This window comes from Thiofractor thiocamini (assembly GCF_055384375.1).
Genome location: NZ_AP042389.1, coordinates 1624255 through 1645071 on the forward strand (window position 1 = coordinate 1624255; position 20817 = coordinate 1645071).

General features: G+C 32.9%; 23 protein-coding genes. 14 read left to right on the plus strand and 9 right to left on the minus strand.

From position 1 onward, the window contains the following. Position 1: 1 nt before the first annotated feature. The 9 genes from ACZ47B_RS08210 to rdgB all read right to left on the minus strand — a co-directional run bounded on the left by ACZ47B_RS08210 (position 2) and on the right by rdgB (position 4633). Positions 2 to 835, minus strand: a complete 834-nt coding sequence (locus tag ACZ47B_RS08210; RefSeq protein ID WP_464894063.1) for an SDR family NAD(P)-dependent oxidoreductase — start codon at positions 833 to 835, stop codon at positions 2 to 4. Further along, complete coding sequence (locus ACZ47B_RS08215) at positions 822 to 1175, minus strand: cupin domain-containing protein (protein WP_464894064.1); 354 nt, start codon at positions 1173 to 1175, stop codon at positions 822 to 824. Before ACZ47B_RS08215 ends, ACZ47B_RS08210 begins: the two co-directional genes overlap by 14 nt. Next, positions 1162 to 1335 (minus strand): hypothetical protein, encoded by a 174-nt coding sequence (locus ACZ47B_RS08220; protein ID WP_464894065.1) that lies wholly within the window; start codon positions 1333 to 1335, stop codon positions 1162 to 1164. The genes ACZ47B_RS08215 and ACZ47B_RS08220 overlap by 14 nt, the downstream gene beginning before the upstream one ends. Beyond that, positions 1335 to 2513 carry a saccharopine dehydrogenase family protein gene (locus ACZ47B_RS08225; protein ID WP_464894066.1) on the minus strand — a complete coding sequence of 393 codons (1179 nt, stop codon included), beginning with the start codon at positions 2511 to 2513 and terminating at the stop codon, positions 1335 to 1337. The genes ACZ47B_RS08220 and ACZ47B_RS08225 overlap by 1 nt, the downstream gene beginning before the upstream one ends. A gap of 313 nt (positions 2514 to 2826) precedes the next feature. After that, entirely contained in the window at positions 2827 to 3000 is a 174-nt protein-coding gene (locus ACZ47B_RS08230) for a nucleotidyltransferase domain-containing protein (RefSeq protein WP_464894067.1), read from the minus strand. After that, a complete protein-coding gene (locus ACZ47B_RS08235) occupies positions 2997 to 3470 on the minus strand; it encodes a hypothetical protein (RefSeq protein ID WP_464894068.1) in 474 nt (157 codons plus the stop codon). Before ACZ47B_RS08235 ends, ACZ47B_RS08230 begins: the two co-directional genes overlap by 4 nt. Position 3471: 1 nt before the next feature. Beyond that, the gene (locus ACZ47B_RS08240) at positions 3472 to 3747 is read right to left on the minus strand and encodes a type II toxin-antitoxin system RelE/ParE family toxin (RefSeq protein WP_464894069.1); all 276 of its coding nucleotides are present in this window, start codon (positions 3745 to 3747) and stop codon (positions 3472 to 3474) included. Then, on the minus strand, positions 3744 to 4001 hold the full coding sequence (locus ACZ47B_RS08245; RefSeq protein WP_464894070.1) for a type II toxin-antitoxin system RelB/DinJ family antitoxin: 258 nt from the start codon (positions 3999 to 4001) through the stop codon (positions 3744 to 3746). The genes ACZ47B_RS08240 and ACZ47B_RS08245 overlap by 4 nt, the downstream gene beginning before the upstream one ends. Before the next feature lie 47 nt (positions 4002 to 4048). Continuing rightward, entirely contained in the window at positions 4049 to 4633 is a 585-nt protein-coding gene (gene rdgB / locus ACZ47B_RS08250; RefSeq protein WP_464894071.1) for an RdgB/HAM1 family non-canonical purine NTP pyrophosphatase, read from the minus strand. Positions 4634 to 4837: 204 nt separating this feature from the next. Between rdgB and ACZ47B_RS08255 the strand changes: the two genes are divergently transcribed. From ACZ47B_RS08255 to ACZ47B_RS08320, 14 genes are all read left to right on the plus strand, one after another. Next, entirely contained in the window at positions 4838 to 6169 is a 1332-nt protein-coding gene (locus tag ACZ47B_RS08255; protein WP_464894072.1) for an MFS transporter, read from the plus strand. A gap of 72 nt (positions 6170 to 6241) precedes the next feature. Next, the gene (locus ACZ47B_RS08260; protein WP_464894073.1) at positions 6242 to 7594 is read left to right on the plus strand and encodes a flagellin N-terminal helical domain-containing protein; all 1353 of its coding nucleotides are present in this window, start codon (positions 6242 to 6244) and stop codon (positions 7592 to 7594) included. Between the two features lie 245 nt (positions 7595 to 7839). Further along, positions 7840 to 11289, plus strand: coding sequence for a tetratricopeptide repeat protein (locus tag ACZ47B_RS08265; RefSeq protein WP_464894074.1), 3450 nt, complete (start codon positions 7840 to 7842; stop codon positions 11287 to 11289). Continuing rightward, complete coding sequence (rfbA, locus tag ACZ47B_RS08270) at positions 11286 to 12140, plus strand: glucose-1-phosphate thymidylyltransferase RfbA (protein WP_464894075.1); 855 nt, start codon at positions 11286 to 11288, stop codon at positions 12138 to 12140. The genes ACZ47B_RS08265 and rfbA overlap by 4 nt, the downstream gene beginning before the upstream one ends. Then, a complete protein-coding gene (rfbB, locus tag ACZ47B_RS08275) occupies positions 12137 to 13087 on the plus strand; it encodes a dTDP-glucose 4,6-dehydratase (RefSeq protein WP_464894076.1) in 951 nt (316 codons plus the stop codon). Before rfbA ends, rfbB begins: the two co-directional genes overlap by 4 nt. Positions 13088 to 13089: 2 nt before the next feature. Beyond that, positions 13090 to 14079: a TDP-N-acetylfucosamine:lipid II N-acetylfucosaminyltransferase family protein gene (locus ACZ47B_RS08280; RefSeq protein WP_464895716.1), complete on the plus strand. Its 990-nt coding sequence runs from the start codon at positions 13090 to 13092 to the stop codon at positions 14077 to 14079. Then, entirely contained in the window at positions 14072 to 15166 is a 1095-nt protein-coding gene (locus tag ACZ47B_RS08285; RefSeq protein ID WP_464894077.1) for a DegT/DnrJ/EryC1/StrS family aminotransferase, read from the plus strand. Before ACZ47B_RS08280 ends, ACZ47B_RS08285 begins: the two co-directional genes overlap by 8 nt. A gap of 50 nt (positions 15167 to 15216) precedes the next feature. Further along, positions 15217 to 15891, plus strand: a complete 675-nt coding sequence (locus ACZ47B_RS08290) for a WbqC family protein (protein ID WP_464894078.1) — start codon at positions 15217 to 15219, stop codon at positions 15889 to 15891. Then, on the plus strand, positions 15888 to 16547 hold the full coding sequence (locus tag ACZ47B_RS08295) for a formyltransferase family protein (RefSeq protein WP_464894079.1): 660 nt from the start codon (positions 15888 to 15890) through the stop codon (positions 16545 to 16547). Before ACZ47B_RS08290 ends, ACZ47B_RS08295 begins: the two co-directional genes overlap by 4 nt. Then, positions 16544 to 17593: a Gfo/Idh/MocA family protein gene (locus ACZ47B_RS08300; RefSeq protein ID WP_464894080.1), complete on the plus strand. Its 1050-nt coding sequence runs from the start codon at positions 16544 to 16546 to the stop codon at positions 17591 to 17593. Before ACZ47B_RS08295 ends, ACZ47B_RS08300 begins: the two co-directional genes overlap by 4 nt. Beyond that, on the plus strand, positions 17590 to 18651 hold the full coding sequence (locus ACZ47B_RS08305) for a DUF354 domain-containing protein (RefSeq protein WP_464894081.1): 1062 nt from the start codon (positions 17590 to 17592) through the stop codon (positions 18649 to 18651). The genes ACZ47B_RS08300 and ACZ47B_RS08305 overlap by 4 nt, the downstream gene beginning before the upstream one ends. Then, positions 18632 to 19117 (plus strand): acyltransferase, encoded by a 486-nt coding sequence (locus ACZ47B_RS08310; RefSeq protein WP_464894082.1) that lies wholly within the window; start codon positions 18632 to 18634, stop codon positions 19115 to 19117. Before ACZ47B_RS08305 ends, ACZ47B_RS08310 begins: the two co-directional genes overlap by 20 nt. Beyond that, positions 19110 to 19853, plus strand: coding sequence for a formyltransferase family protein (locus ACZ47B_RS08315; protein ID WP_464894083.1), 744 nt, complete (start codon positions 19110 to 19112; stop codon positions 19851 to 19853). The genes ACZ47B_RS08310 and ACZ47B_RS08315 overlap by 8 nt, the downstream gene beginning before the upstream one ends. Continuing rightward, entirely contained in the window at positions 19850 to 20815 is a 966-nt protein-coding gene (locus tag ACZ47B_RS08320) for a Gfo/Idh/MocA family protein (protein WP_464894084.1), read from the plus strand. Before ACZ47B_RS08315 ends, ACZ47B_RS08320 begins: the two co-directional genes overlap by 4 nt. The last annotated feature ends 2 nt before the right edge of the window (positions 20816 to 20817 follow it).

Sequence of the window (20817 nt, forward strand, 5' to 3'; positions counted from 1 at the left end):
TTTAAATCCTATATATTACACCATCCAACAAAGAAGTGGGCAACACTCTTTTTAGTATCCAAAAAAGTTTTGTTGGAATTGTCACTTGGTATCTCGCTTTTGGATTCTTGGCTTTTAGAATTTTCTTTAACGCCAAATATACCGCTTCACTATCAAGAGTAAAAGGGTCATCCTCGCTACTTTCAAATCTTTTGATACTTTGTAGATAATTTTCCTTGTGATAACTGTTTTGAATGTCTATATATTTTTTAAATTTCTCGTAAGCGTTTTTTCTAAAATTTGATCTTATGGGACCCGGTTCGATAAGAGATACGCTAACTCCACTGCCTTTTAATTCCAGCCTTAAAGCATCGCTGATACCTTCAAGCGCAAATTTACTTGCATTGTAAGCACCTCTGTATTTAAAGGATACAAACCCCAAAACCGAACTGTTTTGTATGATTTTCCCTTCGTTTTGTTCCCTGAAAACTTTTATGGCAAGATTGCTTAACTCCACTACACCAAAAAGATTTGTTTCAAACTGCTCTTTTAAAGCGACTCTGCTTAAGTCCTCCACAGCTCCAGGTTGGCCAAAGCCTGCATTGTTAAAAAGCGCATACAGTTTGCCTTTACTTTTTTGTAGCACCTCATTAAACCCTTGTTTGATAGAACTGCTATCATCCATATCCATTTTGACCGCATCAAAGCCTTCACTTATAAGCTTTTCGACATCTTTCTCTTTTCTTGCACTTGCTATGACATGGTATCTATCTTCTTCTTTCAACCTTTTGACACAGTGACAACCTATACCACTGCTGCAACCGGTGATGAAAACGACTTTTTTATCTATTGACAATTTTTATATTATCCTCAAGATTTGGCACCAAACATAAAAATTCATAATCCTCATCCCCTATAACTTCATAAGAGTGAGCTGCACCCGCAGGTAAAAACAATACATCATCTTTTTTGGCTATATGCTCTTTACCGTCGATTATGACCTTTGCGCTTCCTTTTAACACATACTGTTCATGCTCTACACTGTTTGTATGATAGGGCATAAAACCACCTTTTGTGATGCGAAATTTTCTCATGGCAAAATGTGGAGCATCATCGGAAGATATAAGTACTTTTATGCTTACACCCTCCCCCGCTTCAACAACTTCTTCTTTTATCTCTTTTTCACTTTTTATCATGCAATAACTCCTGTTTGTGTCTTGGTATCTTACTCTCTTTGTCTATCTTATCAACTATATATATGGGTGCGATTATGATAAAAGCGATAGTCCCAAAGAAAAATATCAAAAAAATTATATTTGTCCAGTTTGATTTTTTTTCACTCTCTTTTTTATCCATCAAAGCTCCTTGATGCGCCATGGAAGTCCTTGCCTGTTCAATTCATCCATAAACGGATCAGGATCCATCTCTTCGACATTGAAAACTCCCTTGCCCTTATACACTCCCTCTACCATCAGTTTTGCGCCTATCATGGCAGGTACCCCCGTAGTATAGCTTACGGCTTGTGCTTTTGTCTCTTTGTAAGCCTCTTGGTGGTCGCAGACATTGTAGATGTAAACTTTTCTCTTTTTACCTTCTTTCACACCTTCGGCTACTATGCCTATATTGGTTTTACCGACTGTTCTTGGACCTAAACTTGCAGGATCCGGAAGTAAAGCTTTTAAAACATGCAAAGGCACCACTTTGCATCCGTCAACTTCGATCTCATCGATTCTTAGCATTCCTACATTTTCCAGACATCTCATGTGAGTTAGATAACTCTCTCCAAAAGTCATAAAAAATCGTATCCTTTTAAGCCCTTTTATATGTTTTACCAAAGATTCCATCTCTTCATGATACATCAGATAGCTATCTTTTGGACCGATTTCGGGGTAATCCCACACTTGTTTTATCTCAAGCGGCTCAGTTTCTATCCATTTGCCCTCTTCCCAGTATCTACCTTTGGCACTTACTTCTCTTAGGTTTATCTCGGGGTTAAAGTTGGTAGCAAAAGGATACCCGTGATCTCCCGCGTTACAATCAAGTATATCTATATAGTGTATCTCATCAAAGTAGTGTTTCATGGCATACGCACAAAAGACATTTGTAACTCCAGGATCAAAACCGCTTCCCAAAAGCCCCATGATACCTTTTTGCTTATACTTTTCATCATAAGCCCACTGAAGCTTATACTCAAATTTGGCAGTATCAGGATGCTCGTAGTTTGCGGTATCAAGATAGTGAACACCTGTTCTAAGACAGGCCTCCATGATAGTTAGATCCTGATAGGGAAGAGCGATATTTAAAACCATAAAAGGCTGCACTCTTTCTATCAAAGCTACAAGTTCGTCGATGCTATCGGCATCAACCTGAGCTATGTCTATCTTACCACCAACCTCTTTTTTTAACTGTTCGCACTTACTAAGAGTTCTACTTGCCAAAGTTATCTTTTTAAAAGTATCAAGATTTTGCACAGCTTTATGCACCACGACTCTTCCGACCCCACCTGCCCCTATGATCAGTATGCCTTTGTTCATGTCTCTTCCTTGATTGCTTGTTTTAGTTTACTGATGTTACGCAAAATTTATTCACGGTGCTAATTTCCCTTTCAGGACACTCCAAATTAGCTAAAAATCACAAACGCAAGCGCCCTTTCAGGGTTAAGTGTGATTTTTTTAACGCTAATTTTCCGTTTAAATTAGCAATACTCACAAATCTTGCGTAACATCAGTTAGTTTATCTTTATGGAACTATTTTTTATCTCTTCATACAGCACTTCATCTTTTTTATTGTAATGTACTATATCTACTTTTTGCTCAAAACCATTTTTTAAAAGATTGGATAAAAATTTTATCTTTTTTCCCTAAAATCTTCTTCACTTATATCACATTTTATAGCTATGTCTATATCTCCTCCTTTTTTATTATCATCTACCCTACTTCCGAAAAGATATACTTTAACACTGCCAAAACTATCTTTTATAGCTCTATTTATTATCTCTATAGTTCTTTTAGAGATTCTCATTTTATATACTTTTGTGCAAAAATGATACTATTTTTATAGTAACTTTCAAGTTTTTCAAAATTTTCTATGCAATATTTTAAATTTTGAAGTGCCTCTTTCATCTCATCAGGATAGTCATGCTCAAGATCATTGCTTATCTCTCTAAGTTTTATCCAACTTTCAAAACTATCTATAATCTCCTCTTTTTCAACCATATATAAAACTTCGCTCATCTTTGAAGTCCCTATACCCGCACACTCAAGCATCAAAGGAAACAGTTTTGCCCCAAGATAATCCTGCAAAGAAGCAAATCTTTTTAGATAAGCTTCAAGTATAGCTCTTTTTTCATAAGGAAGAGTATTAAAAGTCCATAAGTCATATATATTCATAGTTTCTATCAAATTATCTATAAGTTTTTTATATTCACTCAAAGCTTTATAATGTTTTGTAGCTTTGTCAATTCTCTTTTTTAAAATTTTTGTTTTAGACATCTTAACTCCTAAATAGTTCGCTATGAGAACCTATATCTACCAAAATTATTGTGCTATCCTTAACCATATATATAAGCAGTAGATCAGGTTTTATATGACACTCTCTACATTCTGATAAATTACCTGAAAGTTGATGGTCTTTATATTTTTGAGGTAAAATTTTACCGATGAGCAGATGATAAACTACCTCTATGTATGCCATCTCTTCATCATTAGATAACCTAAGTTTTTTAAAACTTCTTTTAAAACTTTTAGTTCTCTCAAGAGAATATTTCATGAGTGAAAGTCTTCCATCATTTCATCTATACTACTATATTTTACCGTTTGGTTTGATTTTGCCTCTTTGATGGAATTTTCCAGTCTCTTAGTAGGCAACTTTAACTCAAAAGGTATCCCTCTTTCTCTTATGACTTTTTTAAAAAATATATTAATAGCCTGAGAAGTAGTAATACCTATATCATCAAAAATCTCCTCAGCATTTTTTTTCACCTCTTCATCTATCCTTGCCCTAACAACACTATTTAAAGCCATTTTAAATCCTTTCTGTTTGACTTTTTATAGATTGTAGCACATATATGCTACAAAGTCAACAGCATTTCAGCCCTATGCAAAGCTTTGCTTCTATGAGACAGCTCCTTTTTCACGCTCTCGTCAAGTTCTCCAAGAGTTTTGTCAAATCCCTCCGGGATAAACATAGGATCATAACCAAATCCTTTCTCTCCTCTTGCCTCAACTATCACTTCGCCGTACATCCAACCGTGAACGCTAAATATACCTTTGCTCGTTGCCAAAGCTATGCAAGCCGTATAAAATGCCGGGGTTTTTTTGATATCTCTTTTTTTTAATTCATTTATGAGTTTGTAAAGATTATCTTTAGATGTTGCATTGTCTCCTGCGTATCTGGCACTTTTTATCCCCGGTTCATTTCCAAGCACAGGTACGGTTATACCACTGTCGTCACTTAAAACCACCGCATCTTTATCATTGACAGCTTCATATACCGCTTTAGCTTTTATGATGGCATTTTCTTGGAAAGTTTTACCATCTTCTATAATGTCAAACGGCTCTATCACTTCACTGAAAGGAATGACTTCAAATTTGGAAAAACTATTTTGTATCTCTTTAACCTTACCTCTATTTGAAGTAGCCAATATAATTTTCATAACTATCCTTGATATTTTTTCTATATTGTATAATTTTATCGGCAATCAAAGCGGAAATTGGAATTATGACAAAACATTTGCAGAGGAAGGGTCAAAATCTTTGATTTTGGAGTACCCGCCTTGAAACCGTTTTGTCATAGTTTCAATTGGAGCTTCTGCTAATATTTGACAAAAAATTATATCATAAATTTATAGGAGTTGCATATGCGCACATTGGCAAAAAAGATAATGCCGCTTAGTTTGATCATCGCTTTGAGATTTTTCGGTCTTTTCATAGTTCTTTCAGTTCTTAGTCAGTATGCTTTGGGGCTTAAGTACTCAAACGCTACCTTAGCCGGTATAGCAGTGGGTGGGTACGCGGTAACGCAGGCATTTTTACAAACTCCATTCGGGCTTTTAAGTGATAAGATAGGAAGAAAAAAGACCATACTCATAGGGCTTTTCATCTTTATCTTAGGTTCTATCATTTGTGCCATAAGTACCGACATATACACTCTTTTGCTTGGTAGATTTTTGCAGGGTGCAGGCGCCATAGGCTCAGTTATAACAGCTATGATAGCAGACCTTTCAAAAGAGGAAGAGAGAGCTCATGCTATGGCGATAATGGGCATGGTCATAGCCATGACTTTTGCAGTAGCCATGATAGCAGGTCCTTTGATGGCGGGGTATCTTGGAGTGCCATCTCTTTTTTGGCTGACTGCCGCACTTGCTGCAACCGCTCTTTTGATACTATTTACAAAAGTTCCGGAACCTCCAAAGATAGTTCATACTTATGAAGAAGAAACAGTTAAGATCAAGCATGTATTTCATGATAAAGACTTAGTTAGAATGTATATAACATTTCTTTTTCACAGCTCCACCATGACTATGGCATTTTTCATCATCCCCATACTTTTAAAGCATAAATTCGGAGTTGAGCCTACAGGATTTTGGAAAGTTTACTTACCTGCAGTTATATTTGGTGTTTTAGCAATGGGTCCGGCAGCGGTATTTGGTGAAAAGTACTCAAAAGGCAAAGAGATATTTGTCTTATCGGTTCTTTTTATCATAGCTTCTTTCGCTTTGATGGGCTTTACTAACTCATTTTTACTTTTTGGGGTAGGAGCGACTTTCTTTTTTATAGGTTTTAATATGTTTGAACCGCTTCTTCAAAGCTTTGTAGCCAAATTTGCCAAAGTCCACCAAAAAGGAACAGCCCTTGGAGTTGCCAATACTTTTGCATACATAGGTATATTTTTAGGCGGTGCTTTTGGCGGTTATGTTTACGGTCATTTTCACGAGCAGGGTTTGGCTATATTTGTATTTGTCATTTCAGCCTTTTGGATATGGTGGATAGTAGGCATGAGAAACCCGGGGCTTAGACAAACAGTCTATATAGAATTAAATGACAACGCAAGAGCTAAACTACATGACATCAAAAAAGTAGAAGGCATAACAGATCAGTATATCAACGAAACAGAAAATATCATAGTCATCAAGTACGATGCTCACCATATAGATGAAGAAAAAATAAAAGATTTTTTTAAATCCATGTAAAACTTTTTAAAAACCATCCGATATTGTTTATAACTGACAAGGATGTCAGAATACACTTTAAAAGGATTTAACATGGGATTTAGAATTAACACAAACGTTGCAGCGTTAAACGCTCACAGAAACGGTGTTATGAACAATCAGGCGTTAAACCAAAACTTAACAAGACTAAGTTCAGGTTTAAGAATCAACAAAGCAGCAGATGATGCTTCAGGTCTTGCTATCGCAGATAGCTTGAACTCTCAAGCAACAGGCTTGGGACAAGCTATCAGAAATGCAAATGACGGTATCAATGTTGCTCAAACAGCAGATGGTGCTTTGCAAGAATATACAAACATCATCAATACTGTAAGAACCAAAGCTATCCAAGCTGCATCAGACGGTCAAAATGCTGACTCAAGAGCAGCAATCCAAAGGGATATTGACAAGCTCCTAGAAGAAGCTAACAATATTGCAAAAACAACTTCTTTCAATGGACAGAACCTTCTTGACGGAACTTTTACAAATAAAAAGTTTCATATAGGCGCCTATGCGAACGAAACAGTAAGTATATCTATAGATAATGCCAAGATTACAAGCATCGGAGACTATGCTCACACTACAGGCGGTGCTACAACATCCGCTTTGGCTTCAGGTGATTTGCTTGTAAACTCTGTAGATGTTGGTGCGGCTACCATTGAAGCAAAAGATCAGGCAAGAGCTATCAATGCAGTAAGCGCCACAACAGGTGTTACAGCAACAGCATTAACAGAGTATACCGGTGCGGCAGTAGCCGGAGGAACACTTGCTGACGGTGACCTTAAGATAAACGGCGTATCCGTAGGAGCGCTTACGGTTCAGGCAAATGATGCCGATGGAAAACTAGTAAATGCCATAAATGACATTTCTGACCAAACAGGCGTAACTGCGTCAATAGCTGCTGGAAAAATAACACTAACAGCAGATGACGGTAGAGATATAACTATTGCGGTTGCCAACAGCGGTGATACTGTTTCAGGACTTTCTGCTGGAACTACTCACGGAAAGCTTACTCTCGAGTCCGATAATGCTATAGTTATAGGTGGAAATCATGCGGCATATGCCGGATTGACTGCTGGAACTGTTAATACAACAGGTAGCTTAAGTAGCGTTAGTGTAAAAACAAGAAGTGATGCGGAAGATGCCATCAAAACTTCCGATGCAGCTTTAAGGCAAATAGATAAAATCAGATCTAACATCGGTTCAGTTCAGAACCAACTTGAATCAACTGTTAGAAATATCTCTGTTACTCAAGTTAATGTTGTTGCGGCCAAATCTACCATCATGGATGTAGACTTTGCTGCAGAAAGTGCAAGTTTTGCAAAACACAACATATTGGCTCAGTCAGGCTCATACGCACTAAGCCAGGCAAATGCTGTTCAGCAAAATGTTCTTAGACTTTTACAGTAAGTAAAAGTTAAATAAGCTACAAAGTAGCGCAGAATGTTTCTGTGAAAATGTATTGAGATTATTGCAATAAGCAATAATCGGTAAAGTTGCGTAGCAGCGATATACATTATCTGTGAAAATGTTCTTTGGCTTTTACAATAATTTTGGCAAAAGCTCTATTGGGCCATTGAAGTTATAGCCAACTTCAATGGCTTATATGATTTTCTTCGCTATAATAAATCTTCATAAAAAATCAAAGGTGTTTTGTGAGAAAAGAGGAAGTTTATTTTGACAGAGCAATAAAGCTTTTCAACAAAGGGCTCTTTCATGAAGCTAAACAGCTTGTAACCGGACTGCTTGCGACAAATAACAATGATACAGACCTGCTAAACCTGCTTGCAGGCATAGAGGTGGAGTTGGGCAATACAAAAAATGCAAAAGAAATATACTCAAAAGCTATCAACATAGACAATACTAAAAGTAAACTCTATGGCAACTTAGCGCTTATTTATATAAAAGAACATAATTATAAAAAAGCAATAGACATACTTTTAAAAGCAATAAAAACAAATCCCAAAGATGCTGATGCATACATGAGCTTAGGCGTATGCCTTCAAGAAGAAAAACTATATAACAAAGCCGAAGAATCATATAAAAATTCTATAGCCTTGGGGAATAAATCTACAAGTGTTTATTTTGATTTGGCAAAACTATATATGCAAACCGATAGTTTTACCAAAGCAAAAGAGATGTTTGAAAAAGCACTGGAACAATCTCCGAACAATTCTGATATTCTGTTTGAGTATTCAATTCTGTTTTTAAAGCTTAAACAATACAAACGTGGGTTTGACTTGTATAGAAACAGATATGCCATAGATAAATCAGACAAACAAACGCATATATTATCTAGAGACAAATTACTACAAAAGGGATATCATATAAGAGGCAAAAAGATACTCATGACCGACGAACAAGGTTTCGGTGATATTATACAATTTGCACGATATCTGCCTATTTTTGCCAAAATGGAAGTGACTGTGTCCATGTATATAAGGCCTCTTTTAGAAGAACTTTTAAAAGATAATTTTCCGTTTGTAAATTTTATCACTTCAAATAAAAGGGTTGAGTACAATTACCATTTGCCCTTGATGGACTCGGCATATTATTTTGATACTGAATATGAAACCATACCAAGCCAATACGGTTATCTTGGCGTCAATCAACAAAACTCCAGAAAAATCGAAAAAAAATATTTCTTTGACCAAGAAACCAAAAAGCGTATAGGAATCATATGGAGAACAAATTCTCCCAAAGGAGAATCTCTAAAAAAACAACAAGAAAGATTAAGCCGCAACGTAGATCTTAATCTATTTTTAAAATACTTTCAGCATGAGAATATGCAACTTTACTCTTTACAGGTAAATATAAGCAAAGAAGAAAGAACATTGCTTAAAAAATACAATATACCTTCCCTGGGTGACAATCTTGTCTCTTTTTATGATAATGCTCTAATAATAGACAACCTGGATTTGATTGTAGCCATAGATACGGTTTCAACCATTATAGCCGGCGCAATGGGGAAAAAAGCAAAGATACTGCTCTCAGAAAATGCTGACTGGAGATGGACGCCCAAAGATAATGTGTCAAATTGGTTTAAAAGTATTGATATTTATAGAAAAAGCAATATAAAATCATGGGATGATATTTTTAAAGAAATAATTCAAGAGAAAGATATATTTTCTGCCGTAAGCAATATCGAGAGGTTATTAAACAAGGCTAATACATACCTTGATCTGGGCAGACTTCAAGATGCTCTTGAAATATGCAATGAAGTCTTGACGGCGGATCAAAACAATTATACAGCACTTCGCCTCATAGGGTTGGTTATGTATGAAGCGGGCGATATCAAAAAATCCATAGAATTTCTATCCTTAGCTTCTAAAATCAATCCGGGAGACAAAGAACTTAGGGATGATCTTGCGCGCATTGTAAGTGAATTAAAGCTTACTCAGTTTGAAAAAGAATATCTGTACTTTAAGCCATACAATTTTGATATAGCCAGGTTTAATCTCAAAGATAAAAAGTTTATATTGAGCAACAAAGCAAAAAAGCTACTTCAAAAATTAAAAAAAGAGGTTAACAATATCAGGCATGATACTCTTCTTTATGATATACTAAATCTTTATATATCTATTTTAGAGAAAGATTTTTTTGCGGGTATTAAAAGATTTTTATCCTATAACACAGAAACAAACCCTGAAATTTTTTTAGAAAAACTAAATATTTTATATATTTTAGAAAATGATTTATCCGGTTTTAATTTTAGTAAAAATGAAATGGATATAATCATAAGCAGTTTCGTCAATATTTTTACAGACAGTAATACAACTACTGTTTTCAAGCTTCTTTTTATGAAATTGTGCTATGATTTTTACCTTGTAAAAAGATACTCTTCATTCAAAACACTACTTCCGTATTTTGAAAATATACTAAAACAGGCACTAAGAGATAAAACGGAACTGAATCATCTGCTTTTTTTGTATGAGTGCATCACTTTTATGTATTGGGGTACCGGATACAATGAGAAATCAGCAATAAATTGTGATAAAAATATCATCAAACCATTTTCCAAATATATATTAAAATACTTTCAAAAAAGTGGGATTAGACCTATAACAAAACCATACAAACACACACAAAAAAGAATATGCTTTATTGCAAGCAAACTAGTATTTGGGTCATACTCCGTAGGCAAAATACTATATTCATTAATATTTGCTCTCGCGCAAGAAAATTTGCAAGACTACAAAATATACTGTTATATTTTGGATGATTACGATAAAACATGCACTGAAAAACTACAACAACAAGGTATCCAGGTAGCAACTTTCAAAGACGATACAAAAACTTCCGCGGAAAAAGCAAAACAAATAAGAGAAAAGGCGATAAAAGACGAGATAGATATAGCGATATTTGATATGCCTTGGAGCATACAAACTTACCTTATAGAAAGCAGAATCGCCCCAAAACAGTACTATTGGTCACATGGCTGGAGTAAATACAGTCTTAAAAATATAGATAAAAAGATTTGCCACTACCAAATAGAAAAAAACGGATGGAAAGTTTTTAGTGTACCTCTATTAAAAGAATTCTTAATAGGGTCACAGGAAGAAAAACTCCTGGCTAAAGAATTAAAAAGAAAAATTCTTGAACAATATGGCAAAAACACGGTTGCACTAGGAACCATCGGAAGACTTATAAAAATAGAATCGGAAGAATATATAAAAACGCTATCTAAAATCTTGAAACAAAATCCAAATACTATTTATATAGCATGTGGCAACGGAGATAAAAAAAATATCAAAAAACTTATGACTAAATACAATATAGACCTACAAAAAGTTATTTTTGCCGGAGAAGTCAATCCACATGTTTACGGGTGGGTGATTGATGTGTGGTTAGATAGCTTTCCGCTTGGTCACGGTCAAAGCAAAGATGAATATATAGCAAAAAAACGACCTGTAATTTTTCATACAAAAAGACAAATGAAAAAAAATGATATCAATAGCCTGTTTGTAGCAAAGGACGACAAAGAGTATGTTTACCTTGTTAACAATATTCTAAACAATCCCGTAATGCAAAAAGAAATTGCAGATACAGAATTTAATCTGTGGTTTAATCATAAAAAAAATAATTTTTTAAAGACTGTGCCATGAAAGCCATTTTACTTGCCGGCGGCAAAGGCAGCAGACTGTATCCTGTTACAAAAAGCATCAACAAACATCTATTGCCCGTATATGACAAGCCTATGATATACTACCCTTTGAGCGTATTAATGCTAGCAAAGATAAAAGATATACTTATAATATCTTCTCCTGAAGAAATTGAAAGATATAAAAAACTTTTTAAAAACGGAAAAGACTTGGGCATAAAAATAGATTATTTAATACAAAAAAAACCAAGAGGTATTGCGGAAGCTTTGATTTTAGGAGAAGAATTTATAAAAAATGATAATATTTGCCTAATTCTTGGTGATAACTTAATATACGGAAGTGGAATTCAAAGTTTATTAAAAAATATTAATACCGACAAAGCAACTATTTTTGGCTACCGTGTAGACAACCCTGCTGAACAATACGGTATAGTGGAGGTAAAAAACAACAAAATTATCTCATTGGAAGAAAAGCCAAAAAACCCAAAAAGCAATATTGCTGTGACAGGACTTTATTTTTATCCCAATGAGGCTATTACAAAAGCCAAAAAGCTACTGCCAAGCAAAAGAGGAGAACTGGAAATATCGGATATCAATAAATTATTTTTACAAGAAAAAAATTTAGAACTCGTACTACTTGGAAGAGGGTACACCTGGCTTGACATGGGAGGTTTTGACAATTTACTGGAAGCAAACAATTTTATTTCTATTATCCAAAAAAGACAAGGTCTCAAAATTGCATGTTTGGAGGAAATTGCATACAACAATGGCTGGATAGACAAAAGTATGCTATCAAAAACAGCAAAAAAATGTCCAAATGAATATGGAAAATATTTATTAAGGATATTGGATTGAATTTACTGGTAACGGGTGGTGCGGGATTTATCGGAAGTAATTTCATTGAATATATTTCTCAAAAATATAATTATAAGATTATCGTTTTGGATAAATTAACTTATGCCGGAAATTTTTCCAACCTCAAAGGTATCAATTATCATAAATTTATAAAAGGCGATATATGTAATTACACTTTAATAAAAAAAATATGCAAAGATGAAAAAATAGAACTGATTGTAAATTTTGCAGCTGAAACACATGTAGATAACTCCATAAAAAATCCGAATAATTTTGTTGAAAGTAACATTTATGGCACTTTTACCCTTTTAGAAATTGTTAAAAAATTAAATATTAAGTTTTTACATATATCAACTGATGAAGTATATGGAAGCATAAAAAGTGGCAAAGCCGATGAAAAATATCCCTACAAGCCAAACTCCCCATATAGCGCAAGTAAGGCAAGTTCCGACTTGCTTGTCAGAAGCTACATAAAAACATATAATATACAGGCAATCACAACAAACTGTTCAAACAATTTCGGCAAAAAACAGCACCAAGAAAAACTAATTCCCACAATTATAAACAATGCTTTATCCAAAAAAGCAATCCCTATCTACGGAGACGGTGAAAATATCAGGGATTGGATTCATGTAAAAGACCACTGTAGAGCATTAGATGTAATTATTCATTCAGCAAATTGGCAGAAAAAATATAATATTGGAGCAGATAATTTAAAAACCAATACAGAAATCACAAATATCATTTGTGATATTTTAAATGATTTAGTGCCGTCACACATAAACTACAAAAACCTTATCATCTTTACACAAGATAGACCGGGTCATGACTACAGGTATGCAATTAGCTCAAACAAATTAAAACAATTGGGATGGACTATAGAGGATAGCTTTAAAGAACAAATTACAGAAACTATAAAATGGTATATCCAAAGGAAGAATGATTGATATTGCATATAGCCGCAGATAGCTCAAGCCATATAATATATCCTTTTATAAAACTTGTAAATCAACATTTTGATAAAAATGAACACTTTTTTATTTTATGTAGTGCCGATAAGAATATCCACAAATTTGATAATGCTGTTACAAAGGATGTTTTTACCCAGAAAGATTTTTTTTTAAAACAAATAGAGAAGGCAAAAATAATCATACTTCATGGACTTTGGTATAATGAAATTATTAAAATTTACAGAAAAAACCCCTTATTGTTTGAAAAAACCATATGGAGACCATGGGGAGGGGAATATTATTTTTCACAAGATAAAAACAAAAAATGGTTTATAAGCAATGTCAAGTACATTGCTCACACGATGAGAGAAGAATACTCATATATAAAAAAAAGGTTTGCAACTACTGCCAAATATTTTGAACTTGTGATATATGACTTACACTCTTCTATAAATAAATCAACACACCGCACAAAAAAAACAAAAAAAACTCTACAAGTGGGAAACTCTTCCGATCCTTCAAACAACCACTCTTCTATATTCTTAAAATTAAAAAAGCTTAAGAATGTTGATATTTTCTGCCCATTGGTCTATGGTAATAAAAAATACAAAAAAAAGATTATCATTATGGGCAAAAGACTGTTTAAGAGTAATTTTGGGATCTTATCAAATCCCGTATCCTTACAAGAATATCAAGCTTTACTGAACGATACAGATATAGCTTTTTTTAATCACAGAAGACAGCAGGCTCTAGGTAATACAATCAGCTTATTGATTTTAGGTAAAAAAATCTACTTAAACCACAGGGTGACAAGTTATAAATTTTTTCGCAGAATCGGTCTTAAGGTATTTAATATTAATAAAAAACCCAATTTGATTCCTTTAAATGACTATATAATAAACAAAAATAGAAATATACTTGTAAACTTTTTTTCAAAAAAGAGAATATTAAATGATTTGAAAAAACTTTTTGGATTATTAAATGATTAATGTTACAAAAACTTACTTGCCAAGTATGGAAAAATATAAAAAATACTTAGAAAAAATTTATACAAATGGTCAGATAACCAATAATGGGATATTGGTACAAGAACTTGAAGCCAAATTAAAAGAATACTTGAAGGTCAAAAACATTATATTGGTTGCAAATGGCACAATGGCTCTGGAAATAGCATATAAAGCATTGGGTGTAAATAACTTTGCAGTAACTACTCCTTTTAGTTTTGTTGCAACAACGAGCTCTATGGTTTTCAGTCAAATAAATCCTGTTTTTGCAGACATAAACCCATCGACTCTGAATATAGACCACAAAACAATAGGTAATAAAATTATAAAAGGTACTTCTGCAATTGTTCCTGTTCATATCTTTGGCAATGCATGCGAAATTGAGAATATAGAAAAAATTGCCAAAAAGAATAACTTAAAACTAATATTTGACGGTTCACACTGTTTTGGGATCAAATATAAAAATAAAAATATTTTAAGCTATGGAGACATTACGACAATTAGCTTTCATGCTACAAAAATTTTTCATACCATTGAAGGTGGAGCAATAGTTACCAATAATTCGAAATTGGATAAAAAAATAAGAGAAATGGTAAACTTTGGGCTTAACGAATACTATGAGATAAAAAATATAGGAATAAATGCCAAAATGAATGAGTTTGAAGCCGCAATGGGATTATGCATGCTTGAGGAAATTGATAATATTATAAAAAAAAGATCTGAAATTTGGTATAGATATGAAAAAGAGTTAAAAAATTTTGTAGTTTTTCAAAAAAGAAATCCAAACTCAACCAATAACTACAGTTATTTTCCTATAATTTTACAAAACGAACAACAACTCCTGAAAACAATAAAAACATTAAACAAGGAAAAAATATATCCTAGAAGATATTTTTACCCATCTCTGGATACTCTAAACTATATAAAATACAAACAATATTGTCCTGTTTCCAGAGAAATAAGTAAAAAAATTTTATGCCTTCCTTTGTATTCTGAATTAAAAGCAGATCGCCAACAAAAAATAATTAGTATTATACAAGATATTACAAACCAAAAAACAGGTAAACCATAAACATGGTCAACGACAGAAACAAGTATAATAATGTTTTTAAAATAGCAATTATGCAGCCATACCTTTTCCCCCACATAGGCTACTGGCAGCTAATAGATGCAGTAGATACATTCATAATATATGATGATGTAAATTTTATCAGCAGAGGATATATAAACAGAAACTATATTTTAGTTAACAATCAGCCACAAAGATTTACGCTTGAGCTTATCAAAGCAAGTCAAAATAAACTTATAAATGAAATTAATATAGGCAATAATCGCCACAAAATTTTAAAAACATTAGAAATGGCATATAAAAAAGCTTATAATTTTTATGCAATATTTCCAATAATATATGATATATTAAACAAAAAAGAGAGAAATTTAGCAAAATTGATAGCTTTTTCCATAAGAAAATTATCTGCATATTTAGATTTGGATACAAGCTTTATTTGTTCTAGCAACATCGAAAAAAATATAAGTTTAAAAGGACAGGATAAAATTATCAATATTTGCAAAAAGTTTAATGCAAAAGTATATATAAATCCTGCGGGAGGCACAACACTGTATGATAAAAGAAAATTTGCAAAAGAGAACATCAGACTGGAATTTTTACAACCAAAAACGGTACAATACAAACAGTTTAACAATAAATTTGTACCGAATCTTTCTATTGTGGATGTACTCATGTTTAACACCAAAGAAGATGTTAAGAAAATATTAAAAAGGTATGAAACTGTATGAAAAAGTTTGCTTTTTATGTTTCAAATAATGGCACAAGAGTTATAAAATTTCTTAATCAGCACAAGAATGGCAATACAAATATTATTCATCAAATCAAGTTCGTCTTGATAGACAATGTTGCAAACATAGAACTACAGAGTGTGTGCGGCTCTCTGGGTATAATATTGTATGAGGTTGATTTGGATGGCCAAGAAGATAAAAACAACTTTATTTCAAATATGTTTTTTAAATATTTAAACAAACATAAAATCAACTATGCATTTGTATTTGCCAATAAAAAATTAACCGGAAAAGTCCTGACAAATTATAAAAATAAAATCATTAACTTCCATCCATCTATACTGCCATGCTGCAAAGGACTAAACGCCATAGACAAATCTTTGAAATCTGATGCTTTTTTGTTAGGCAACACTGCACATTTCATCACAAATGAAATAGACCGGGGCAGCATTATAATGCAAAATATATTTCCTAGAATTAATTTTGAAAATTATGATGATATACTTGACAAGCAACTAATTATGCTTTGGCAAATTATAGTTTGGATAAATAATGACAGATTAATTATTGATAAAAATAATAGTGTTCATATTAAGAATGCAAATTATAAAGTAAAAGACTTCATACCTAATGTCGAACTCAAGGAATCAAGATGAATTCGGTATATAAAATAGCAATAATTGGATGTGGAAGGATTGCAAAAAAACATTTAGAAGTAGTTCATACAAACAAAAATCTGGATTTGATATCAGTCTGTGATATTAATGAGGAAAAAGCAAAAAAAACAGCTAAAAGCATGAATGTAAAGTATTATACAAATTACATCAAGATGCTACAAAATGAAAAAATTGATATAGTTTCCATTCTAACCCCAAGTGGACTGCATGCTAAACATACAATAGATGCCGCAAATTACAAAAAACATGTTATTGTTGAAAAACCTATGGCCCTAACACTTGACGATGCTGACAAAATGATTGAAGCTTGTGACATAAACGGAGTAAAACTTTTCGTGGTTAAACAAAACAGATACAATAAACCGGTACAAAAATTAAGAGCGGCGATAGTAAACAACAGATTTGGCAAGATAGTTTTGGCAACCGTTAGAGTCCGATGGTGCAGAACACAAAAATATTATGACATGGATGACTGGAGAGGAACATGGAAATATGACGGAGGGGTTTTGGCTAATCAGGCAAGTCACCATATAGATCTGCTTGAATGGATGGTAGGTGAAGTTGAGAGTGTATTTGCAAAAAGCAATACGTCTCTTGTTGAGATAGAAACAGAAGATACAGCCGTAGCTACACTAAAGTTTCGCAACGGAGCTTTGGGCATTATAGAAGCTACTACTGCCGCAAGACCAAAAGACTTAGAAGGCAGTTTATCTATTTTAGGAGAAAAAGGCAGTGTAGAGATAGGCGGTTTTGCTGTTAACAGCGTGAAGCATTGGCAATTCAGCGATAGCACAAAAGAAGATATTGAAAGTTTTAATCAAAACCCCCCGGATATTTACGGATTTGGTCATAAAAAATATTATGAAAATGTTATCGCATCTTTGCAAAATAATACCAAGGCATTAGTAGATGGATTGGAAGGGAGAAAAAGTCTGGAGCTCATCACTGCTATTTACGAGAGTATAGAAACTGGCAAAGAGGTATTTTTACAATTTAAGCCATTAAAATGTAGGCTTGGGCTATGATTTGGATTGATATTGCCACCCCCAAATATGCACTATTTTTTGCAAAGTTAATCCCATACTTCAACAAAAAAGTACTGATAACTACACGATATTCCACGCAATACAATGAAGCAAAAGAAATTTTAGATATTCAAAAAATCAAATACAGAATTATCGGCTCCTACGGAGGAAATACCAAAAAAGAAAAATTTTTAGCAAGAAACAAAAGAGCGAAAGAGTTTATAAAACTGTTTGAAAAAATCGGATATCCAAAACTATTTATTAGTGGAAGTGTAGCAGACAGCACACAAGTTGCTTACGGACTAGGTATTCCTATTATAAATTTTAACGATACCCCCATCGCACTTACACCAAACTATAAAAACATACATATGAACCTGACACCGGTATCGCGATTAACTATTCCTTTTAGTGATATTGTTTTTTATCCATTTATTTTGCCGTCAGAGTTATTTCAGTGTGCAAACAAAGCTCTTAGATATAATTTTATTGATGTATGCTTATGGATGCAAAAAATAAAAAAAGTGACAAAAAACGATTTTAGAAAAAAATACGATATCCCTATTGATAGACCTACCATTTTAATTCGCGAAGAAGAATATAAAGCACATTACACACAAGGCAAAAAACCGTTTGTTTATGAATTAATCAACAAGCTTAAAAACAAGAATTTCAATATAGTAATTATTCCGCGATATGAAAGCATTTATCTTAAAAAAGAATTCCCCTTTACATATATCATAGATGAAAAGCTGGAACCAAAAGAGATATACCCCTTCATAGACTTTTTTGTAGGTGGTGGCGGAACTATGACTCTAGAAGCAATTTATTACGGAATACCCACCATCTCTCTCAGGTCTATTTGGCTAATTCATGATAAATATTTAATTGATAATAATATGATGTTTTGGACAAACAATACAGATGATGCCTATATATTTTTAAAACAAAATATTGGTAAAAAGTTTGACAACAAAAGATTTTTTTGTAAAGATAAGTGCACCCCGGAGAAGATTGCAGCACAGATAAAGGAGTTTTATGAAACCAAAAATTTATAAAACAAAAGTGAGAGATGTCACATTTGGAACAAATTGCATTGTAATAAAACCTAGCAATATTTACGAATGTGAATTAAAAGATAATGTTTTTATCGGTCCTTTTTGCGAAGTCCAAAAAGGAGTAACCATAGGAAAAAATACAAGAATCCAATCACATAGTTTTATTTGTGAATTAGTAACTATTGGCGATGATTGCTTTATTGGGCATGGTGTAATGTTTGTCAATGATTTGTTTCGAGACGGAAAACCATCTCCAGATAAAAATGACTGGAAAAAAACAGAAATAGGGAACAATGTATCTATTGGTAGCAATGCTACAATTTTACCTGTAAAAATATGCGATAATGTTGTCATAGGTGCAGGAAGCATAGTAACGAAAAATATAAATGAAAGTGGCGTATATGCCGGTAGTCCTGCAAAAAAACTTCGAGGCATACAGCAAAACAAAGGTATTGGCAATGACTAAAAAAAAGGTGGTTTTTTTAGGTTCTAAGAAAATTGGACTAGAATGCTTAAAAATATTAGATAACAATTCACAAAAATTTAATTATGAAATAATCGGAATACTAACAAATGACAGAGGAGATGATATTAAAAAATATAGTACAAGAAGAGGATTGAAGCTATTGGGCTCGCTTAATGAATTCTTATCTTTGGACAAGGTCAATATAGCAATATCTGTTCAATATCACAAAATCCTAAAAAAAGAGCATATAAAAAAAGCTGAAGATTTAATAGTTAATTTACATATGGCTCCTTTGCCGGAATACAGAGGATGCAATCAATTTACATATGCTATTATTAATAATGATAAAAAATTTGGGACAACTATCCATATTGTTGATGATAGAATTGACAGTGGTGATATATTGTTTGAAAAAAGATTCCCCATTCCTGAAAACTGCTGGGTGGATGAATTGTATCAACTTACTTTTAAAAAATCCATTGAACTGTTCAAAGGCTCGTTAAAAAATATTATTGAATTAAATATCAATCCAAAAAAACAATCATTACTAAAACAAACTCGCGGCTGCAATATTCATTATAGAAATGAAATACAAAAACTAAAACAGATTGATTTGAATTGGCCAGAAGACAAAATAAAAAGACATATAAGGGCAACATATATGCCAAATTTCGAACCGCCATATTGTATTATAAATAAAACAAAGATATATTTTTCCAAGGATTACAGAAATTGAAAGTAGCACTTATTGGCTATGGATATTGGGGGATCAACATAGCAAAAACTATTACTCGCCTGAATGCTATTGAGCTGTTTTCTGTTTATGACTTAGGAAAAGATAGAATTAAAGAAGCCAAGAAACTATATGAATTTGTTGAATTTGAAAAGTTTAATAAAATTCTTCAAAGTGATATTGAAGCAGTTTTTATAGCAACACCTCCGGCCACTCATTACCAATTGGCAAAACAAGCGCTATTGGCAGGTAAGCATATATTTGTAGAAAAACCTTTTACTTTAAAACTTGAAGATGCTTATGAATTAATAGAACTTGCAGAAAAAAATAACTTAAAATATATGGTTGATCATATTTTTGTCTATTCTGAGCCTGTAAAATACCTAAAAAATAATATAGAAAAATTTGGCGATATTGTCTATATAAATTCAAGAAGAATAAATTTAGGACTTTTTCAATACTCAACTGATGTAATTTGGGATTTAGCTGTTCATGACTTAAGTATAATTGATTATTTGGTTGGGCTTGATATAAAAAATGTAAGCGTATTTAAAAGAAAATATAAGAATTTTCCAAATGAAGCTATTGCAAGGATTGATTTAGAGCTTGAAAACGGAATAATTTTAGGAGTTGATGTATCATGGCTTAGTCCTGTTAAAGTGCGAGAAATGATAATCGGCGGAACCAAAATGAGTGCAGTTTATGATGATACCATCAAAGATAAAATAAAACTTTATGACAGGGGTATAATTTTAGAAGAAAATCTAACTAAAAATGAACTTTATAATCAATTAGTGCAGTACAAATATGGAGATATTGTGATACCCAAACTTCCCGATAATTTATCTTTAAATAATTCAATTGAGCATTTTAGAGATTCTATAAGGCAAGATAAAAAACCTCTAACAAGCAAACAATCAATAATCAATGTTATAAAAGCGTTGGAGATAATTTCAAAAGTATAAAC